We start from the raw sequence: 15,669 nt of genomic DNA on the forward strand, positions 1-15,669 counted from the left end.
CACTTAAATATTTATTTCTGAATTATGAAGTTACAATCTGCCACTGTTGGTTGTAACCACCGTTACTGCTCCACTGTAGCACATTAGCACCATCTGCTGTTGACTTATTATCAACATCCAAAAATTTGCCGCTATGTACATTTACAACATTGTAATATCCATTCCCCAAATCTACAATATTCCACCTCTGATTTTCCTGTCCATTATCACTCCACTGTATGACGTCAGCTCCGTTTTCTGTTGAATTATTGTAAACATCCAAAGCCTTTCCGCTTTCACGGTTGATCAACTTATATGTTCCTCCAAACACACTACTGCCAGTTCCTGGGGTAATATAGATACGATATCCTGAACTATTGTTGCAACCTGTTAATGTTACTGTAATCTGTCCGTTCACCACTGAATAATTTGAGGTTGAAATTGTAGATGGTCCATAGGATACAGTATCCTTACTTACCCAATCAATTTTTTCTACCTTAACTGATGCTGTGGATCCTATAAAGGATGGGAGGTTTTTGAATGTTGTACTTATGGTACCGTCATTTGATCCACCAAAAATAAAACTGATAGACTTGCTACTCGAATCAACACATGCAGCTCCATCTACAAGCTTACTGTCATCATTTGGTGGTGTGACATTAACCATTTTTCCAGTCATATCTCCATACCATTTATAGAAATACCAGCCTGGACCCTTTTGCGTGTCAGTAGCAAGAAGACTTCCTAATCTGCCTGGAGACGGAACAAACCACCAGGATATACATGCACTTTCTACCTTATAACGCTCAAATTTTCCTATAAACTGTGCTGATGATCCTGGCTGCCCTTCAAAGTTATGGTCAGCATCACAATATTCGTTTATACTAATCGGCAACGCGCTTATCCCCAAGGATTTTTCCAATTGCCTATAATCTCTTAAATTTCGTGATACCCATTCTATTCCGCAAAGTTCATGCCAACTCATTATATCAGGAATACAGTTGTTCGTTCTACAAAAGCTTAGAAAATTACTCAATGTAGTACGATTATAGTAGCTGTAGCAAGGACCTATGATTTTAGCACCAGGATCATTTGCACGAATAACATTGTAAGTCTGCTTCCACATATCATTGAAATTTCCGTTAGCAGAGTTCTAAGTACCATCAGGTTCATTCCAAATTTCATAACCATAATAATTGTTACGACCAGATGCTTTCTTATCAGAGATAAATGAATTAACCTGATTAAACCAACTTGTCATACCTGGCCATTTGTATGGCCAGCCTGGAAGCATATCTGCCAGATCAATTGATACTTTAGCACTTTGAACTGAGGCAAGCTTTTGAGAAACAGGTATTGCAGCACCAAAGCCATGCTGATTTCCATAGCCACCTCGAGCCGGATTTCTCATTACATATGATTTAAGCGGTGCTACGAGACCGTTAACATCCGCTGGTTTAGTTTCAGTGATTCCATAAAGTGAACCACTTGCACAATGTGTTGCATCTCTAAGCACACTTGCACAGTCTACAGTCATAGAACTGGCTGACACTGCCAATACTTTTGAAGCTAGAGACATTACTACCATTGTACATAAACATATCGCTATTGATAAAACTTTTTTCATAATACATACCTCCCCGTAATTCTTTGTTTTTGCTAAAATGTAAGATTTACTCAATTCTAAAATCATGTTGTATCTCTTTTGATTTCAAAATTCACCTCCTTTCATTTTTTAAGGCTTTAATTATATCTCCCACCATATTCAGCTTGTCCATCGTAAAGAAGCTACAAAAACATCGAGTGTTTTGACTAAAATAAACATATGAAAAGTATATTTTTTTCATTTTCTTAGAATCTTATAAATCGTTATTCTTATGTATTATATTTGAACTATCTTGGTGAATTATAAGCTAAAATTAAATGTAATCTTGTTAAATTGTAGAATAATTTTATATATTCAACAATAGCTGTTCTGACTTCTGCTTTAGATGAATGTTATTTTCATTCATTAATCTTGAAACTGTATTTTTTCTACAATTCATTCCATTTTTTCTTGAGTTCTGGTCTCTTTAGCAAAGCATACTAAAGATTTCTTTTTATTTCTAAAATCACGCACATCTTTTTCATATGGAATTTATATTTATTATTGTAAATAATTCCAAAGAATTTGTGAAGATGCATATATCTTTTTTTTAGGATTGTATTTTCCGCCTTTAAACCAGCTATTTTCTTTTTTAGCAATCTTAATTTCTCATCATCTGGTTTTAACTTTCCCTTACGAAGAAATGCATTATCTCTATAGGTTCCATATTCTTTTACCCGTCTTCTTACGATAGCTTCGATAACCCTAATTTCTTTTGCTACATGAGTTACTTTTGGAATTGGTATACTAAAGTAGACACTAAGTTAAGAGAAAATAATGAACGGTGATCTACTTATGGGAAGAAGTTATCATAAACAGTTTAAAATTGCTGCTGTAAAATTAGTTCTTTAAGATGGTATATGTAGCCAAAAACTATCTATACGTTATAATTCTTTTTATAGATGGATAAGTGAATATGAATAATGTGAAGATTACGGATAAAATAGGAAGAATTGAAGCAAGGCAACAAATAAGATTTCAGTTTTTGAAAGAAAATAAGGGTAAATACTAATATATGCAGTATATAGTCAAACACAACTTTTTCGTTGAATAGATAAAAATAAAAGCCCAGAATACGGACTTTTATATCAATTTTATCTTAAATATATCTGTCAATTATGACCATTTAATGTTTAATTACTGCTTAAATTAATCGCTACGATAACATATAAGCTTTTCTTAGAAGGATCTTTATGCCATAAACTTAGACGGATTAATCCTATTGGCTAATGTACTAATTTTTTAAGTTAATATTCAAATACTAACACTCTAATCTTTTATATTTCTATATCTATATTCAAAATTTCATTCGCAAAATATCAAAGATTTTATTTGATACTCTTGCGGCAAAGCCCCTAGTTGATTTTGCAAAAAATCTCTGTATATTTAATTAATTTCTACTATACTACAAACTTTGAACTCCAACTGTTTAATTGGTTTTAAAAGATTGGTTCAGCTATTGTTGCGATTTATCGTTAAAAGATTAATATATCTTGTTGCTTTTAATTACGAAACAACTTTTCAACCTATATAATTTTTATTATCTATAAGTATGTCAAACTCTGAATTACTCGTAAGTTCTCTCTCATCAATATATTTGTGGCTGTTACAGTAAAATCCGTGATATAACCGCCTAGAGTGACTAAATCATGTAACTTAGGTCCATGACAATTGTCATTAGGAACTACAGCGTCTATAGATAGACTCTTGCTTAAAAGGTCTATTATTATATAATTTTCATTAGAAAACAGATATTACTACTATGGATACAAAATAATATATACTACTTTTATTTATACTTTTAATTAAAATAACTCTGATAAATTGTTAGAAATTTTCTACATTTATTTAGTCGAACGTAAAATGTAAAATATGTCTTCTCAATGATTTGCCAGATTCCCAATAGTATGGTGGCTTAAAAAAATTTTTAGGTGGAAGATTTAAATGGGCATCATTTTTTAAGCTTCTAGGATTATTGAGATTTTTACATATATCAATTACTTGCATTGGTACAATATTGGCTTGTGTAAAATATTCAATATTCCTTCCGGTGTACGAAGTCGCTGGAAGGCACATAATTATTTGTCCATTTCTGTTAAGTTTCTCTATCATTCTTTTTATTATATCTTTGTATAAATTAGACATATAAATTATATCTTCATCAGTGTTAAACCCGTACGGGGGATCAGTTATAATTAAATCATATTTCATATTTGAGTAGCTATCTATACATTTTCTGCAATCACCCACCTGAAAAATTGGGTTATAATTATAGTTTTCTGATATGTGTGTACTAAGTGAATATTTATTTGTCATTAATCCTAAACCAAGCTTCTCAAATGCTTCTCCATCACAATTGTTTCTATTCTCAATAGCAATTCTATATCTGTATATTGACTTAATCAATAACTTAGTTTCAATATATAACGCTTTTTTACTATCATATCTATTTCTAGATATTGGAATGCCATGTCTTCGAACCGCTTTTAAAGTCAAAAACTTAAGAATTTTCAGAGTATTGCTTCTATTGAAAATATAGGAAAAATGTTCTTCTACGTTTTTTACGATCAACTCCAAATTGTCTATAATGAGGTTTTTACCATACTTGTTAAAGAAGCTATAATATTTTTCACAATAACTTAGTAATTCTTCCGAAAATGACCTTTGATTTTTATCATCCATTATATCTGACCAAAGTTCATTCTCTTCAATACTTTTCATATTAAATAAACTTGAGACATTAAACTCTTGATTGTTGTTAAGTATAATCAAAAGTTTATATAATAGTCTAATAAATCTATCTATTTTTTGTGTATCCATCTCAAAAAAATTTTTATTGAATCTTAAAGCATCTATTGCTGTACTATTTTTATCAAATCCAGTAAAATTAATATTTTGAAATTTTGCAGCTTGAAAATAGCTCGTTCCTGCTCCAACGAACGGATCTAAAATATTTATTTTTCTATTTGAATTATTTAATCTATTAATGCCCGTAAGATTAATCATAGCAGCCATTAGGGTATGTGGGATAGTAACATTATCATACCAACCAGGCATATTTTCATTAAAAATATAATATTCATTTTTATTACATATAAATTGATCATAGCATATTAAATATTTATTTTTACTTTTTACAGGTGTATCTACTATATTAGTACTTTGATTAATGTTATACTCTGGAGTACAATCCATACACATCCAGATACAATGTTCTTGTTTTACATCTCCATCAACTCCATTATATGGAGTTCCAACTTTAATAGTCTTTTTAAATTGCTCATCTTTCTCAATATCCTCTAGTACTTCAGTTATACGCTTTTTACCTAAATACAATTTTTCCATATGAAACTTTAACGCATCAAGCTCCGAATGGCTCTTACTTAATTCATCATCTAAGAAATCTTCATATGCGAAAGGAATAAATCTTATTTTTTCTTCTTTTTCTTGAATATTATTTAGATTACCATATATATTTTTTAAATAAGTTCGCAACTTTGAATAAAAGAAATCTTCATTTACATTATTAAGATTTCTAACAAAAATACTTCTTCCGATAGAATGTATATATCCTGATAATGCACAAATTTTTTTCATTGTTAAATCATCAATTTCTATTGCACTTGGTAAAAATAATATGCAACTATTATATAAAAATGTTACTGATACAAGATTTTTAAATAATGAAGAATATAATTCTGAGAAAGCAGTAATTCTTTCATCTAGCATTTCCTTAAACTTTTTATGATCATAGCTCCTAATTTCTATAATATTTGATATATAATTATCATTAAAAAAGCATTCTATTAATGAATTTATTTTATCTATATATCCCTTATCCCCCATAAATTCAACACTTGTACATGATTCAGGTAAACAATTTTTAAGTAATGAGAAAAGTTCAGCATACTGTATGTTTGTTTTAGCTAATCCTTGCCTAAATATTATAGAATAGACAGCACCATATTTTCGAAAAATATCATTAAAAAAAGAATTTCTGTTATGACTTTTATAATATCTCTCATTATTTACTTGGTTTTTCTTAGATTTTAATTTTTCATCGATCATAATCATAACTTGATGTCTTACACTATTTTCAAATTCCTCTTGCCACATATCCATACATTCCTCCAAATTTAACAAAATTCTAATGTGTTCAGCTTAAAATCAGCTTTGATGTAATGTTTTTATTCTCAAAAAAATTAGCATCTCTCATTCAAATTCAAATTTTACATTATATGGTTTTGAATGATTCATAATACATTATATTTTTCTAATTCAATTCTATACCTAGTACAATATTAAACTTTATATATACATATATGTAGACGTCCTCAATATATGAATTCTCGTAAAGAAAATTCATTTAAATAATTTATCAAATATAATATCTCGTTTTTATAAACAAAATAACTATAGAAATAAAAAAATGAAATTAAGATAATAGATTCTTTAAACTTAGATATAAATTAATATAATTAAGAAGTACTTTAAACAAAGCTAAAAATGTATGTATAAGAGATGCTCAGCAGTATTATTACATTTTGGAGGCTTACTAATAAAGGCATAACTTAAGTGGATGCCTTAGTGCCTAATGCTATAAATTATAATTTATATGGATTCTTTGGGTTAGAAATAAATCATAGTGCGGGTGCTAAAAAAATTTAATGCTGAATAAGTATCAAGGATAATTTAAAATTGGTTCTTTCCCTAGCTAGTTGAAAGTATTTTTTATACCTTAGTTATAATATTAGTAATATACGAAAGCTTATAGGTTCCTCATCAACAATTAGAAGTTATGCATCAAAGTGAAAAAAAGATTTAAAATGAAATTGAAGAAATTATAAGTTTTACTAATGGAATCGCACTTGATTATGAAGCCATAAAAAATACAATAAGATTACCATATAACAGCTAGTTAACCATATATGTGGTAGGTGAAATTTTAAAACATTAAGAAATAGAACTATTTCTTTTGATAAAATCTTCAAATTCAACTAACATTGAAAAGAACCATTTTGATGTTTACATTTACATTTTATTAGAAATCCATATTTGCACGTTTGATACAAATTTGGTTTTTATGGTAGAGTATGTGTTACAGCGCTTACAGAGTACCTGTGACAAGATGTTAAAATATGATGGTTAATTTGTTGTTCAAGAAAAGTAAGAATAAAGAAAATTTAAAAACCTGCTATAAAAGTGTTGAATTTTATTAGCAGGTTTTATTAGATTATATCTATACTAGTTATGTAACTATAAACTGTATTTAAAGTTTAATTATTAAACTTACATACAGTTGATGAACTTATTACCATTGGATTGTAATATAGTTTACTGTTCTTAAACTGTCATTCTCATTGTAGGCATATACAACAATAGTTCCAGGAGCTTTTGCGTTTACTAGTACCATGCTTCCAAATGTTTCAATAGTAGCACAATTAGAACTAGAATATGCACTATAGCTATAGCCAGTAAGATATTGTGTTTGACCAACTTTTAAAGTATAGTAATTACTGATGTATTGAGCAGAAGCTATTGGAGATTTAGTTACGTTATTCTGTAATCCTATAGCTGATACTGATGCTGCTTGAGAAACGAAAACTGTAGCACATACAAGAGCTGAACAAATTAATTTTTTTAGTCCATTTTTCATTTTAAATCCTTCTTTCTTTTTTAAATTACAAGTACAACAATACTATATCTCAACACATTTTTCTACCATATGGAATATATGGATACTTTGAGGGAATGATTAGAATAAGGAAGGTAATTATACTAAGAAACTCTAATGAATAAACGAAATTTCAATTGTAGATTTGTAGTAAAGGTTGTACGAAATCTAGTAAGTGATGGAACAAACGCCGAACCTCCCATTTGATATAAATTTGATAAAGTAATTAGGAGGAGATTTTATTTTGAACTCCACAACCAAAAATAGGAAATGATATGAAAAAAATGAAATTAGCAAGAGTAAGTATCCTTATTGGAATCATAAAATAAGCAAAATCCAAAAATCAGATAACGAAATGATATTTACTGAAGTCACTCCAATCATTTCAAATACAGTTGAGTTATCCTATAAACCAAGAATAAAAGACCGTGTCATAGGTCTTTTTAATCAGCTTAATCTTAAAGCAACTTTTGCTGTTTAGAACTTCTTTAAGAAAATACCATAAACTTAACATATAATTAAAGCCTACAAATCTAATTAATAAAATTTGTAGGCTTTTTTATTTCTTCTATGATTGTATGCTACCATAATGTGTTATGCGGTGTTTCTTAATATATTTATTGTATTCATTATATTTATTTTGCAATATTTTTGGGATTTTAGGTAAATATCAGTGCGACCTTAGTACGATTGTTATCAAAGTTCTAAACTTTCTTTCGCTCTAAATAACTATATTAGCATTGTAAATAAAACAAATAACATTTGAGTGGAATAAATAATCTATCACTTTCCCTTAACCTAAACACTCATCCATAAATGAACTTTCAATTAATAAGCTACACTTTAATACAAACTTATCATTCTCTAATTGGTATTTCATAAAACCATCGTATTTATTTACTATGTATTCTATATTTTGTAAGCCTATCCCGTGATTTGTTGAATCTATTTTGCTTGTCTCTAATTTACCATCGATAATTTTATAGTCACCTATACAAGAGTTTTCAAAGTAAAAATTTAGGTAACCAAGTTTTAAATAGATAGAGCATTTTATGTAACGTGCTGTAGGGGCAACCTTCATACATGCCTCTATAGCATTATTAAATGCGTTGTTTAGGAGGATTGCTATATCATATTGATTAATTGGCACATCGTTAGATATATCTATTGATGAATCAACTTTAATACCTTTACTAACAGCTTCCTCTAACTTATAATTAACAATAATCTCAGCAAAAGATGTACTTTTCCTAATAAGTTTTGTAACTTCATTATTTATATTTAAAGTTTCATGTAGAAAGGCTCTTGCTTTATCAACTTGATTATTAATCAATAGAGCATTTACAGTAGAAAGATTATTCCCATACTCATGCTGATTTTTGTTAATACTGCTAATGTTAAGTTCAAGTTCTCTTATAATATCTTTCTGCCGTTCATAACCTTCTTGAACAATTTTCGAATATATTTCTTTGTCGACCAAAGCAATAAATAAAACTCCAACTACTAATATTGATGCATTGAAAACAAATATAATGAATGAAAAGAATAAACTTTCTGAATTTAATTGCTGTATTGGCGATTCTAAGTTTAGTATACTACGCATTAATATTAAAGAGCTTATAGAGTCTATAAGGAATAAAATACTTATGCTATAAAAATACATTGGTTTCCTCAAGATAAACCCCTCTTTAGGCAATGGTATGTATTTAACACAAAAGTATGAAAAACATTTAGTAATAATAACAAAAATTATCCTATGTAGATTTTGTTCAATAAGAATTTTGGGATTAATGTTAAGAATCATTTGAGGTAACAATAGAAAAAAACTATCTGATAGTAATAGTATCACAAAAACTAAAAGAATTCTAAAAAGTATCATTTTTATTTGTTTTTTGTTATCATAGTAAATTGACCATATAAACCAAGGTATAGATGTAATTATACATGTAGCCAATGAACCTATTGCAATAATATGATTTATATATAATAAAAATAACGAAAAAAGTATAATATTGAGCACATCCCATAGTTGTATTTTTTTACACATCTTTACAGGTCTTAAAACTACGTAAAATAAATACATTTCAAAAATATTAGCTGATAATTCAAATAATGACCAAAAAAATTGTGTCATGGTATATTCTCCCATAATCTTTGTTCGAGTATATTTCTCAAGTTCTCTGAATTTGATTTACTAACAGGTATACATAGATTTTTACTGCCAACATATACTTTGAATTTTTTATATGCCACAATATGATTTATATTGATAATAAAGCCATGGTGACAACGTATAAACATTTCTTTTTCAAGATTTTCTTCGAGATCCTTTAAGTTAACTGTATACTCATAAGATGTATTTTCAGTAACTAAAACTACTTTCTTACCTACTTTTTCAATATATAAAATTTCTTGTTGCAAAATATTTGATATTTCTCCTCTAAATTTGATCTTTAGCCTAGGTTGCATATATTTTTTTATAAAATCATTTTTCATTTTAGAATCTATAATTTTTTTTATAGTCTTATTTATTGTTTCGCTGTTAATTGGTTTTAATATATAGTCAAATGCTTCAACTTTATAGGCATCATATCCATATGAAGTATAACTAGTTATAAATATAATAAGTATATTTTTATCAATTTGTTTTATCTGTTCTGCCAAATCAATCCCATTTGTCTCATCTATTTCTATATCTAAAATTGCAATATCTATTGGTTGTCTCTTTATATACTTGATAACTTCTTTTGATGATTCTGTACAGTATGTATTAAATATTCTTTCGTCTTCTATTTCTTCATATTTTTTAATGAAATACTGCACTAACGTGGCTTGTTCCTTGCGATCATCACATATTAATATATTTAGCATGCGTATACATCCTCAATTCTAAAATAATACAAATTTTCTACATCAATATAAGGTGAAAACAATATAAATTCAATTTTATTATTTTTTAAGTAATCACAATATCAATCAATATTTTATCATATTTATTAAATTTATCCAATGTTGTCATTGTAAAATGTGATAAAGTTCTTTCCAGGTTCATTTGACTAATTCCTTTGACATTCAGACCTCCCAGTTATCTTACTGCTTGCAATTTTAGCAGTAAGAAATTTTCATTATCTATTCAATAATTCTTTAACGACTATTTATTATTTCATAAACGTATATTTTGTGCTCCTTAATTAGGGGTTGCAGAGCAACCCCCAATTACGTGGACATTCTCATAATAAAAGTTTTTATTATAACCTCTGAAAAGTATGAATCGACTCATCCTAACAATACTTCTTTGTATTTTTTCATTAATTCAATGTTGTAAAGTTCTCCTTCTAAATTAGAAATAAGTAGTAAAGATAAGTAATCACTTCCCCAAATCCAACTATAATTGAGCAAACTCAACTTTATATCTTTGCTCTTTCATATTTGCATAATTATATATAAAGTTTATCTTAAAACTTATATAGTTTGTATAAATATTCCTATGATTACACTGTTGTTCATATACTTAAAAACATTGCCACATTGCAACCAATAGATTACAATTATTACATTGAAAAACAAAAACAGCTACATTATCTCCAATATCATCCCAAATGTCCGCAACTTCTACCTTAGCATCTTTTGAAAGAATACTAGTTAGGTATTCTTGACCATTACTATCTTCCGTCATATTATCAAGATCTTCTTGTGTCCATTCACCTAAATAATTCATAAAATCCCCACAACATACTTGCCAATCATTATTTTAAATCCATAGAATAGGAGGTGTTCTCTGTAAATCACCTATAATTATGTCTATTTTTCTTTTTATTTCATCCTCTGATTCATTTTCAAAATATCGTTTAACTTCATCACAGATTCTCTGATAAATATAATTCGGAATCTTCATCAACGCTTTGCCTTTATCTAAGCAATCCATACATACAGATTCAATCTCATCACTTCTATAGTCAAAATAAATCGTATCTAAACAATTCTTTTCACTTCCACATTTTTCACAGGGTTTATCTATAAAGTCTGCATATTTCAGTGGATCATTAAAATATTTATACATTATACTCTGCTCCTTTATTATAAAAATATTTATTCTTATATATTTTAAAATAATCTGTGTTCCACCTTTTTTTGTATGGATTAAAATAAACATTCCAAAATATTTTTGGATCCCAACGATCCTTGGATATAAGAGCTTCTGGCAAACCATGTAGAACATCAAGTAAATCTGATAGTTGTTTAAATTTTTCTTCTTTGTATAACTTAATAGCATCTTCACAAACGATTGACATTAATTGAGTCATTCTAGTAATCTCATCTACATTGTCGGTTTCAAAAATATTACTGTTTATAATATTGAGACTTTCAACAAGTTGGTTATACCCGCCGTATGGATTATTATCTTGAAATAATATTAAAAAGTTTTGGTAACTCCATAAATTAATATCTTCATTTAAGGAACATTTTAGTGAATTTAATGTTTCTATTGTGCTAGCGCTACTTGATTGAAATCTCATCTTAGCTAACAAAAATGTCATCGATTTTAAGATTTTAGCAACTTCTAATTTATCCATATCTTAACCTCTTCTCTCTTCTCATGCAAGTAAGTCTACAGTAATAGTTTTTTGTATTGATAAGCTTCCCTCAATCATAATAACTATACGAAGCTATTTGTACCCGAGCATTATCAAATAATCCAATAACATCTCCTTGAACATTTCTTATATAGTAATATTCCACACTATTAAAATTAAAGCTAACTATAAAAATAGCAAGTGGATTTTCTATTACCTATACCCACTTGCTAAATTAAGGTCTATTCTTTTGGTTTCCAATTAGGATTTATTTTTCTTCCAAATAACTGTTTCTCCCACGTATAGCTTATACCATAAACTTCAGTATCCGCTGTATGCCATATCGCATCTACAAATAAACAAATCATTATCGCTAATTGTTTATCAAAATCTTTATCATAGATTACTCTATATTTATCTCCATCAAATTCTTTAAATGCGTTTCTTTTTATTGCTGCAACCTGTACATCATCGCAATATATAGAAATATCCTTTGCCGAGTGACTCCATATCTCAAATTTTTACCTAATATTTCTCCAATTATCGACTCATTATTATCACGTAAATACCCTTGTTTTTCTCCATCTTTATAATATATATATGGGCATCTACTAAATTTAAAAAAAGCTATAATTGGTATATTCTCAAGAATTAGTTTTTTCTTATCTTCTTGTCTTAAACTAATAACTTGATTACCATTAGCATCAAACAACGATATTTTTCTAAAACCCCAAAATACAATTCTATTAATTTCTGCTGTATTAACAATATTACCATCCTCAATTATTTTGTATTGGTAATTATATTTTAGTTTTGCTTGTTCAATCTTTAATTCCATTTGTTCACCTACCTGGAATAACTACCTATTTCTTCTCTAATATTTCATTAATATATCGTTCTTGCTTTTTTATAATAAATATACCAAAAATCGTACTAAAAAGGTAAAAGTAAATCAAAAATAAATTTGATCCTGTAATATTGTGGATTCCATAGAAAGACACTATCTCTGGTAAAAAAACAATAAAAAATGAAAATACAGAAGCTTCAATTAATGTTCTAGTAACCTTTTTCATATCTCTAAACAATGCATAATTCAGCGCTATTAAAACAGTAACATACACAAATGTCAATGGTAATAAAAAATATATATACTTAGTTTTTATATGTTTTTTCACTTCCTTACTCCTCCTTAATCAAAATCAATAGAAAAGTCAAAACCCAAACCTATATGTCTTCCAAATTTAATTTTTTTTTCCTTTGTATCTATAGAATATCCTCCACCAAAACTTCCCAAACCAACTTCAAGACCAATATCAAGCTTGTGTGAAGTAAAAATTATTGGAACATAAATCTTACCACCGCCTTCTGCCAATGCAATTTTACCATACAGACCTGCTTCTGCTTTCTCCTTTGAAGCTTCAATAGAAGCCTCAGTTTGCGTAAACACAGTTTTTAGTGACCATTCTCCATGTCTATATTTGCCTTCTACTTTAGCTATACCAACTTCTCCTGAAAGAAATTGTGCTTTCACTTTAAAGTCATTTTCCGGTTCTTTTTCAGCATCATTAACACCAATACTATAATTACCTATTGTAAGTTTCAATAATTCCCCTTCTGCATAAAATCCAGCACCTTTAACAGGTTTTTGTGCTTATTCATACCTTTTCATATTAACTTCGGACATACATGCAAAAGAATATGCCCTCATTTCAGCTGTTTCTTCACTAGGATTTGCAGCAAACATTGGTCTAAATCCATCTGAATCTTCCATACTTACAGGACTATTAACGCAATAAGCAAATATATTATGAGTTAATATCTCACCTACTTCTCCTCCAAGTGCGTCTGCATTAATAAATCTTCCCCATTCTGGGTTATAATAACGACTTTGCAGATAATATATACCAGTTTCACTATCATACCTGCAACCACGATATCTATAAGGATTTTTATATCCTACATGCTCCTTACTATTAGTTACATCAGTCCCATTCTGATCTTTTATATTTGTAAGCTTACCCCAGGAATCATAAGTATATGAAACTATTTGAATTCCAGTATTATCGAATAATCCAATAATATCACCTTGAACATTTCTTATATAGTAGTATTCTACACTATTAAGATTAAAGCTGACAAGGTCTCCTACACTGTCATAAGTATAATAAATCTTATCAGTACCATTATCCTCAAAAGTATATTTTATTTCTTTATCATTATTCTTCATCGAACTAACTCTTGTTGTTGTGGTCTTATCCTCTTTACCATTTTCGTAGGTATATTTTGTTGAGAAGTTAGTTCCTGAAGTTGAATTGCTACATATACCCTGTTAGAGAGTTTAGTCCAACTATATCCGCTCCTAAGACTTAGATCTCTGAAAGGAGCTTCTAAAAGATGTATTCTAAAGAAAAAGTTAATATCGCATTGAAACTATATCATCAATGCGGCTCTGTAACGAAAACAATTCAAACATTAGGGTATCTACTAGAAAAGCCTTATACAACTGGATTTATGATGAGTGTAAGCCTCAAAAACAAAGAAAGATACTTGAGATCATTAATACTAAAATGCATCCACGCAATCCACCTGTTGAAGTGAAAATGAATGCATTACATCGTTGCTTTGAATTGGGAGAAAGTATAAAATCAGTATCAGAGGATATTGGTTATACAAGGACTAGCATTTATGCTTGGCGAAAAAAGTATCTCCAGAAAGGTGCGATTGCATTAATGAATGATAAAAATATCTAACCAGATACTTTAGAAGAAGGTTCAATTGCATCCAATGTTGAGGTTGAAGTATTAAAGGATCAAATGCTTAAAATGCAGCTTGAAATAGATATTTTAAAAGAGACAATAAATGTATTAAAAAAAGACCCAGGCGTCGACCAGACAGCTCTCAAAAATCGGGAGAAGGCAGTGATAGTCGATGCCCTGAAAAATAAATACTCACTGCCACTATTGTTGGAAAAATTAGATCTTACAAAGAGTTGTTATTATTATCAAGAGAAGGTTTTATCCAAGCCAGATAAATATGCTCAGTTACGTAAACACATAAAGGAAATGTTCAAAGAAACCAAAGGGCGCTATTGTTACCGTCGTATTTATAGGCTGTTAGCCAAAGACGGTTATACAGTTTTGGGGAAAGTTGTCAGACGAATAATGAAACAAGAAAATCTGGTAGTAAAAATTCGAAAGAACCGAAAATACAACTCTTATAAAGGAGAGATATCACAAGCTGTTTCAAATATTATAGAAAGAAATTTTCGTGCACATAAACCCAATCAAAAATGGCTTACTGACATAACAGAGTTTGCTATTCCTGCCGGAAAAGTATATCTATCTCCGATCATGGATTGCTTTGATGGTCTATTGCCATGTTGGACAATCAGCACTTGTCCAGATTCAACCTTGGTAAACTCTATGCTCGATAGAGCCATTGCTCTATTAAACGATAATGAGTATCCAATAGTTCATTCTCATAGGGGCTGCCATTACAGATGGCCTGGTTGGATTAAAAGAATGGATAAAGCAAGATTTACGAGATCAATGTCAAAGAAAGGATGTTCTCCGGATAATTCTGCTTGCGAAGGTTTATTTGGACGATTGAAAAACGAAATGTTCTATAATCAAGATTGGTCAGGTGTAAGCATTGAGGAATTCATAGATACACTTAATGTTTATCTTGTAGGGTATAATGAAAGACGGATAAAAATATTATTGGGAAATATGAGCCCTAAGGAGTACAGACAGAGCCTTAGATTTCCAGGCCGTATAAAAAATTTTGTGTAAACTGAA

At 29.1% G+C, this 15,669-nt stretch carries 14 protein-coding genes and 2 pseudogenes; 2 read left to right on the forward strand and 14 right to left on the reverse strand.

The annotated features are described in order from the left end of the window. Positions 1–22 precede the first annotated feature (22 nt). From CLOCEL_RS11495 to CLOCEL_RS11550, 14 genes and pseudogenes are all read right to left on the reverse strand, one after another. A complete protein-coding gene (locus CLOCEL_RS11495) occupies positions 23–1,105 on the reverse strand; it encodes an RICIN domain-containing protein (RefSeq protein ID WP_087943103.1) in 1,083 nt (360 codons plus the stop codon). Between the two features lie 27 nt (positions 1,106–1,132). After that, on the reverse strand, positions 1,133–1,606 hold the full coding sequence (locus tag CLOCEL_RS22600; protein ID WP_087943104.1) for a hypothetical protein: 474 nt from the start codon (positions 1,604–1,606) through the stop codon (positions 1,133–1,135). A gap of 1,295 nt (positions 1,607–2,901) precedes the next feature. Then, positions 2,902–3,349: pseudogene (locus tag CLOCEL_RS23905) on the reverse strand (transposase); the annotation flags it as partial. A gap of 123 nt (positions 3,350–3,472) precedes the next feature. Next, entirely contained in the window at positions 3,473–5,746 is a 2,274-nt protein-coding gene (locus tag CLOCEL_RS11500; RefSeq protein WP_013291734.1) for a hypothetical protein, read from the reverse strand. A gap of 1,189 nt (positions 5,747–6,935) precedes the next feature. Continuing rightward, a complete protein-coding gene (locus tag CLOCEL_RS11505) occupies positions 6,936–7,280 on the reverse strand; it encodes a hypothetical protein (protein ID WP_010076734.1) in 345 nt (114 codons plus the stop codon). Between the two features lie 811 nt (positions 7,281–8,091). Continuing rightward, complete coding sequence (locus CLOCEL_RS11510; RefSeq protein WP_242655149.1) at positions 8,092–8,973, reverse strand: ATP-binding protein; 882 nt, start codon at positions 8,971–8,973, stop codon at positions 8,092–8,094. A gap of 455 nt (positions 8,974–9,428) precedes the next feature. Next, positions 9,429–10,169 (reverse strand): LytR/AlgR family response regulator transcription factor, encoded by a 741-nt coding sequence (locus CLOCEL_RS11515; RefSeq protein ID WP_010076731.1) that lies wholly within the window; start codon positions 10,167–10,169, stop codon positions 9,429–9,431. Between the two features lie 640 nt (positions 10,170–10,809). Beyond that, a pseudogene (locus CLOCEL_RS23490) lies at positions 10,810–11,451 on the reverse strand (CbrC family protein). Further along, positions 11,351–11,872 (reverse strand): hypothetical protein, encoded by a 522-nt coding sequence (locus CLOCEL_RS11530; protein ID WP_010076728.1) that lies wholly within the window; start codon positions 11,870–11,872, stop codon positions 11,351–11,353. The pseudogene CLOCEL_RS23490 and the gene CLOCEL_RS11530 overlap by 101 nt, the downstream one beginning before the upstream one ends. Positions 11,873–12,114: 242 nt before the next feature. Then, positions 12,115–12,240: a hypothetical protein gene (locus CLOCEL_RS23685; protein ID WP_010076727.1), complete on the reverse strand. Its 126-nt coding sequence runs from the start codon at positions 12,238–12,240 to the stop codon at positions 12,115–12,117. An 80-nt stretch (positions 12,241–12,320) separates the two neighbouring features. Further along, on the reverse strand, positions 12,321–12,710 hold the full coding sequence (locus tag CLOCEL_RS11535; protein WP_010076726.1) for a hypothetical protein: 390 nt from the start codon (positions 12,708–12,710) through the stop codon (positions 12,321–12,323). Between the two features lie 25 nt (positions 12,711–12,735). After that, positions 12,736–13,047 carry a hypothetical protein gene (locus tag CLOCEL_RS11540; protein WP_010076725.1) on the reverse strand — a complete coding sequence of 104 codons (312 nt, stop codon included), beginning with the start codon at positions 13,045–13,047 and terminating at the stop codon, positions 12,736–12,738. Positions 13,048–13,061: 14 nt separating this feature from the next. Further along, positions 13,062–13,475: a hypothetical protein gene (locus CLOCEL_RS11545; protein ID WP_010076724.1), complete on the reverse strand. Its 414-nt coding sequence runs from the start codon at positions 13,473–13,475 to the stop codon at positions 13,062–13,064. 48 nt (positions 13,476–13,523) lie between these two features. Next, a complete protein-coding gene (locus tag CLOCEL_RS11550) occupies positions 13,524–14,099 on the reverse strand; it encodes an RHS repeat-associated core domain-containing protein (RefSeq protein WP_010076723.1) in 576 nt (191 codons plus the stop codon). A 214-nt stretch (positions 14,100–14,313) separates the two neighbouring features. Between CLOCEL_RS11550 and CLOCEL_RS22795 the strand changes: the two genes are divergently transcribed. Then, complete coding sequence (locus CLOCEL_RS22795) at positions 14,314–14,622, forward strand: helix-turn-helix domain-containing protein (protein ID WP_242655150.1); 309 nt, start codon at positions 14,314–14,316, stop codon at positions 14,620–14,622. A gap of 72 nt (positions 14,623–14,694) precedes the next feature. Then, complete coding sequence (locus CLOCEL_RS11560) at positions 14,695–15,663, forward strand: IS3 family transposase (RefSeq protein ID WP_157629739.1); 969 nt, start codon at positions 14,695–14,697, stop codon at positions 15,661–15,663. The last annotated feature ends 6 nt before the right edge of the window (positions 15,664–15,669 follow it).

Origin of the sequence: Clostridium cellulovorans 743B (assembly GCF_000145275.1) — a bacterium.
In the GTDB taxonomy this organism is placed as follows: domain Bacteria; phylum Bacillota; class Clostridia; order Clostridiales; family Clostridiaceae; genus Clostridium_K; species Clostridium_K cellulovorans.

What these genes read in the sequence shown, in the direction of transcription:
- CLOCEL_RS11500 (WP_013291734.1), bottom strand. Translation starts at nt 5,746, where the DNA reads ATGGATATGTGGCAAGAGGAATTTGAAAATAGTGTAAGACATCAAGTT.
- CLOCEL_RS11550 (WP_010076723.1), bottom strand. Translation starts at nt 14,099, where the DNA reads ATGAAGAATAATGATAAAGAAATAAAATATACTTTTGAGGATAATGGT.
- CLOCEL_RS22795 (WP_242655150.1), top strand. Translation starts at nt 14,314, where the DNA reads ATGCGGCTCTGTAACGAAAACAATTCAAACATTAGGGTATCTACTAGA.
- CLOCEL_RS11530 (WP_010076728.1), bottom strand. Translation starts at nt 11,872, where the DNA reads ATGGATAAATTAGAAGTTGCTAAAATCTTAAAATCGATGACATTTTTG.
- CLOCEL_RS11505 (WP_010076734.1), bottom strand. Translation starts at nt 7,280, where the DNA reads ATGAAAAATGGACTAAAAAAATTAATTTGTTCAGCTCTTGTATGTGCT.
- CLOCEL_RS11560 (WP_157629739.1), top strand. Translation starts at nt 14,695, where the DNA reads ATGCAGCTTGAAATAGATATTTTAAAAGAGACAATAAATGTATTAAAA.
- CLOCEL_RS22600 (WP_087943104.1), bottom strand. Translation starts at nt 1,606, where the DNA reads ATGAAAAAAGTTTTATCAATAGCGATATGTTTATGTACAATGGTAGTA.
- CLOCEL_RS11535 (WP_010076726.1), bottom strand. Translation starts at nt 12,710, where the DNA reads ATGGAATTAAAGATTGAACAAGCAAAACTAAAATATAATTACCAATAC.
- CLOCEL_RS23685 (WP_010076727.1), bottom strand. Translation starts at nt 12,240, where the DNA reads ATGATTTGTTTATTTGTAGATGCGATATGGCATACAGCGGATACTGAA.
- CLOCEL_RS11515 (WP_010076731.1), bottom strand. Translation starts at nt 10,169, where the DNA reads ATGCTAAATATATTAATATGTGATGATCGCAAGGAACAAGCCACGTTA.
- CLOCEL_RS11495 (WP_087943103.1), bottom strand. Translation starts at nt 1,105, where the DNA reads ATGTGGAAGCAGACTTACAATGTTATTCGTGCAAATGATCCTGGTGCT.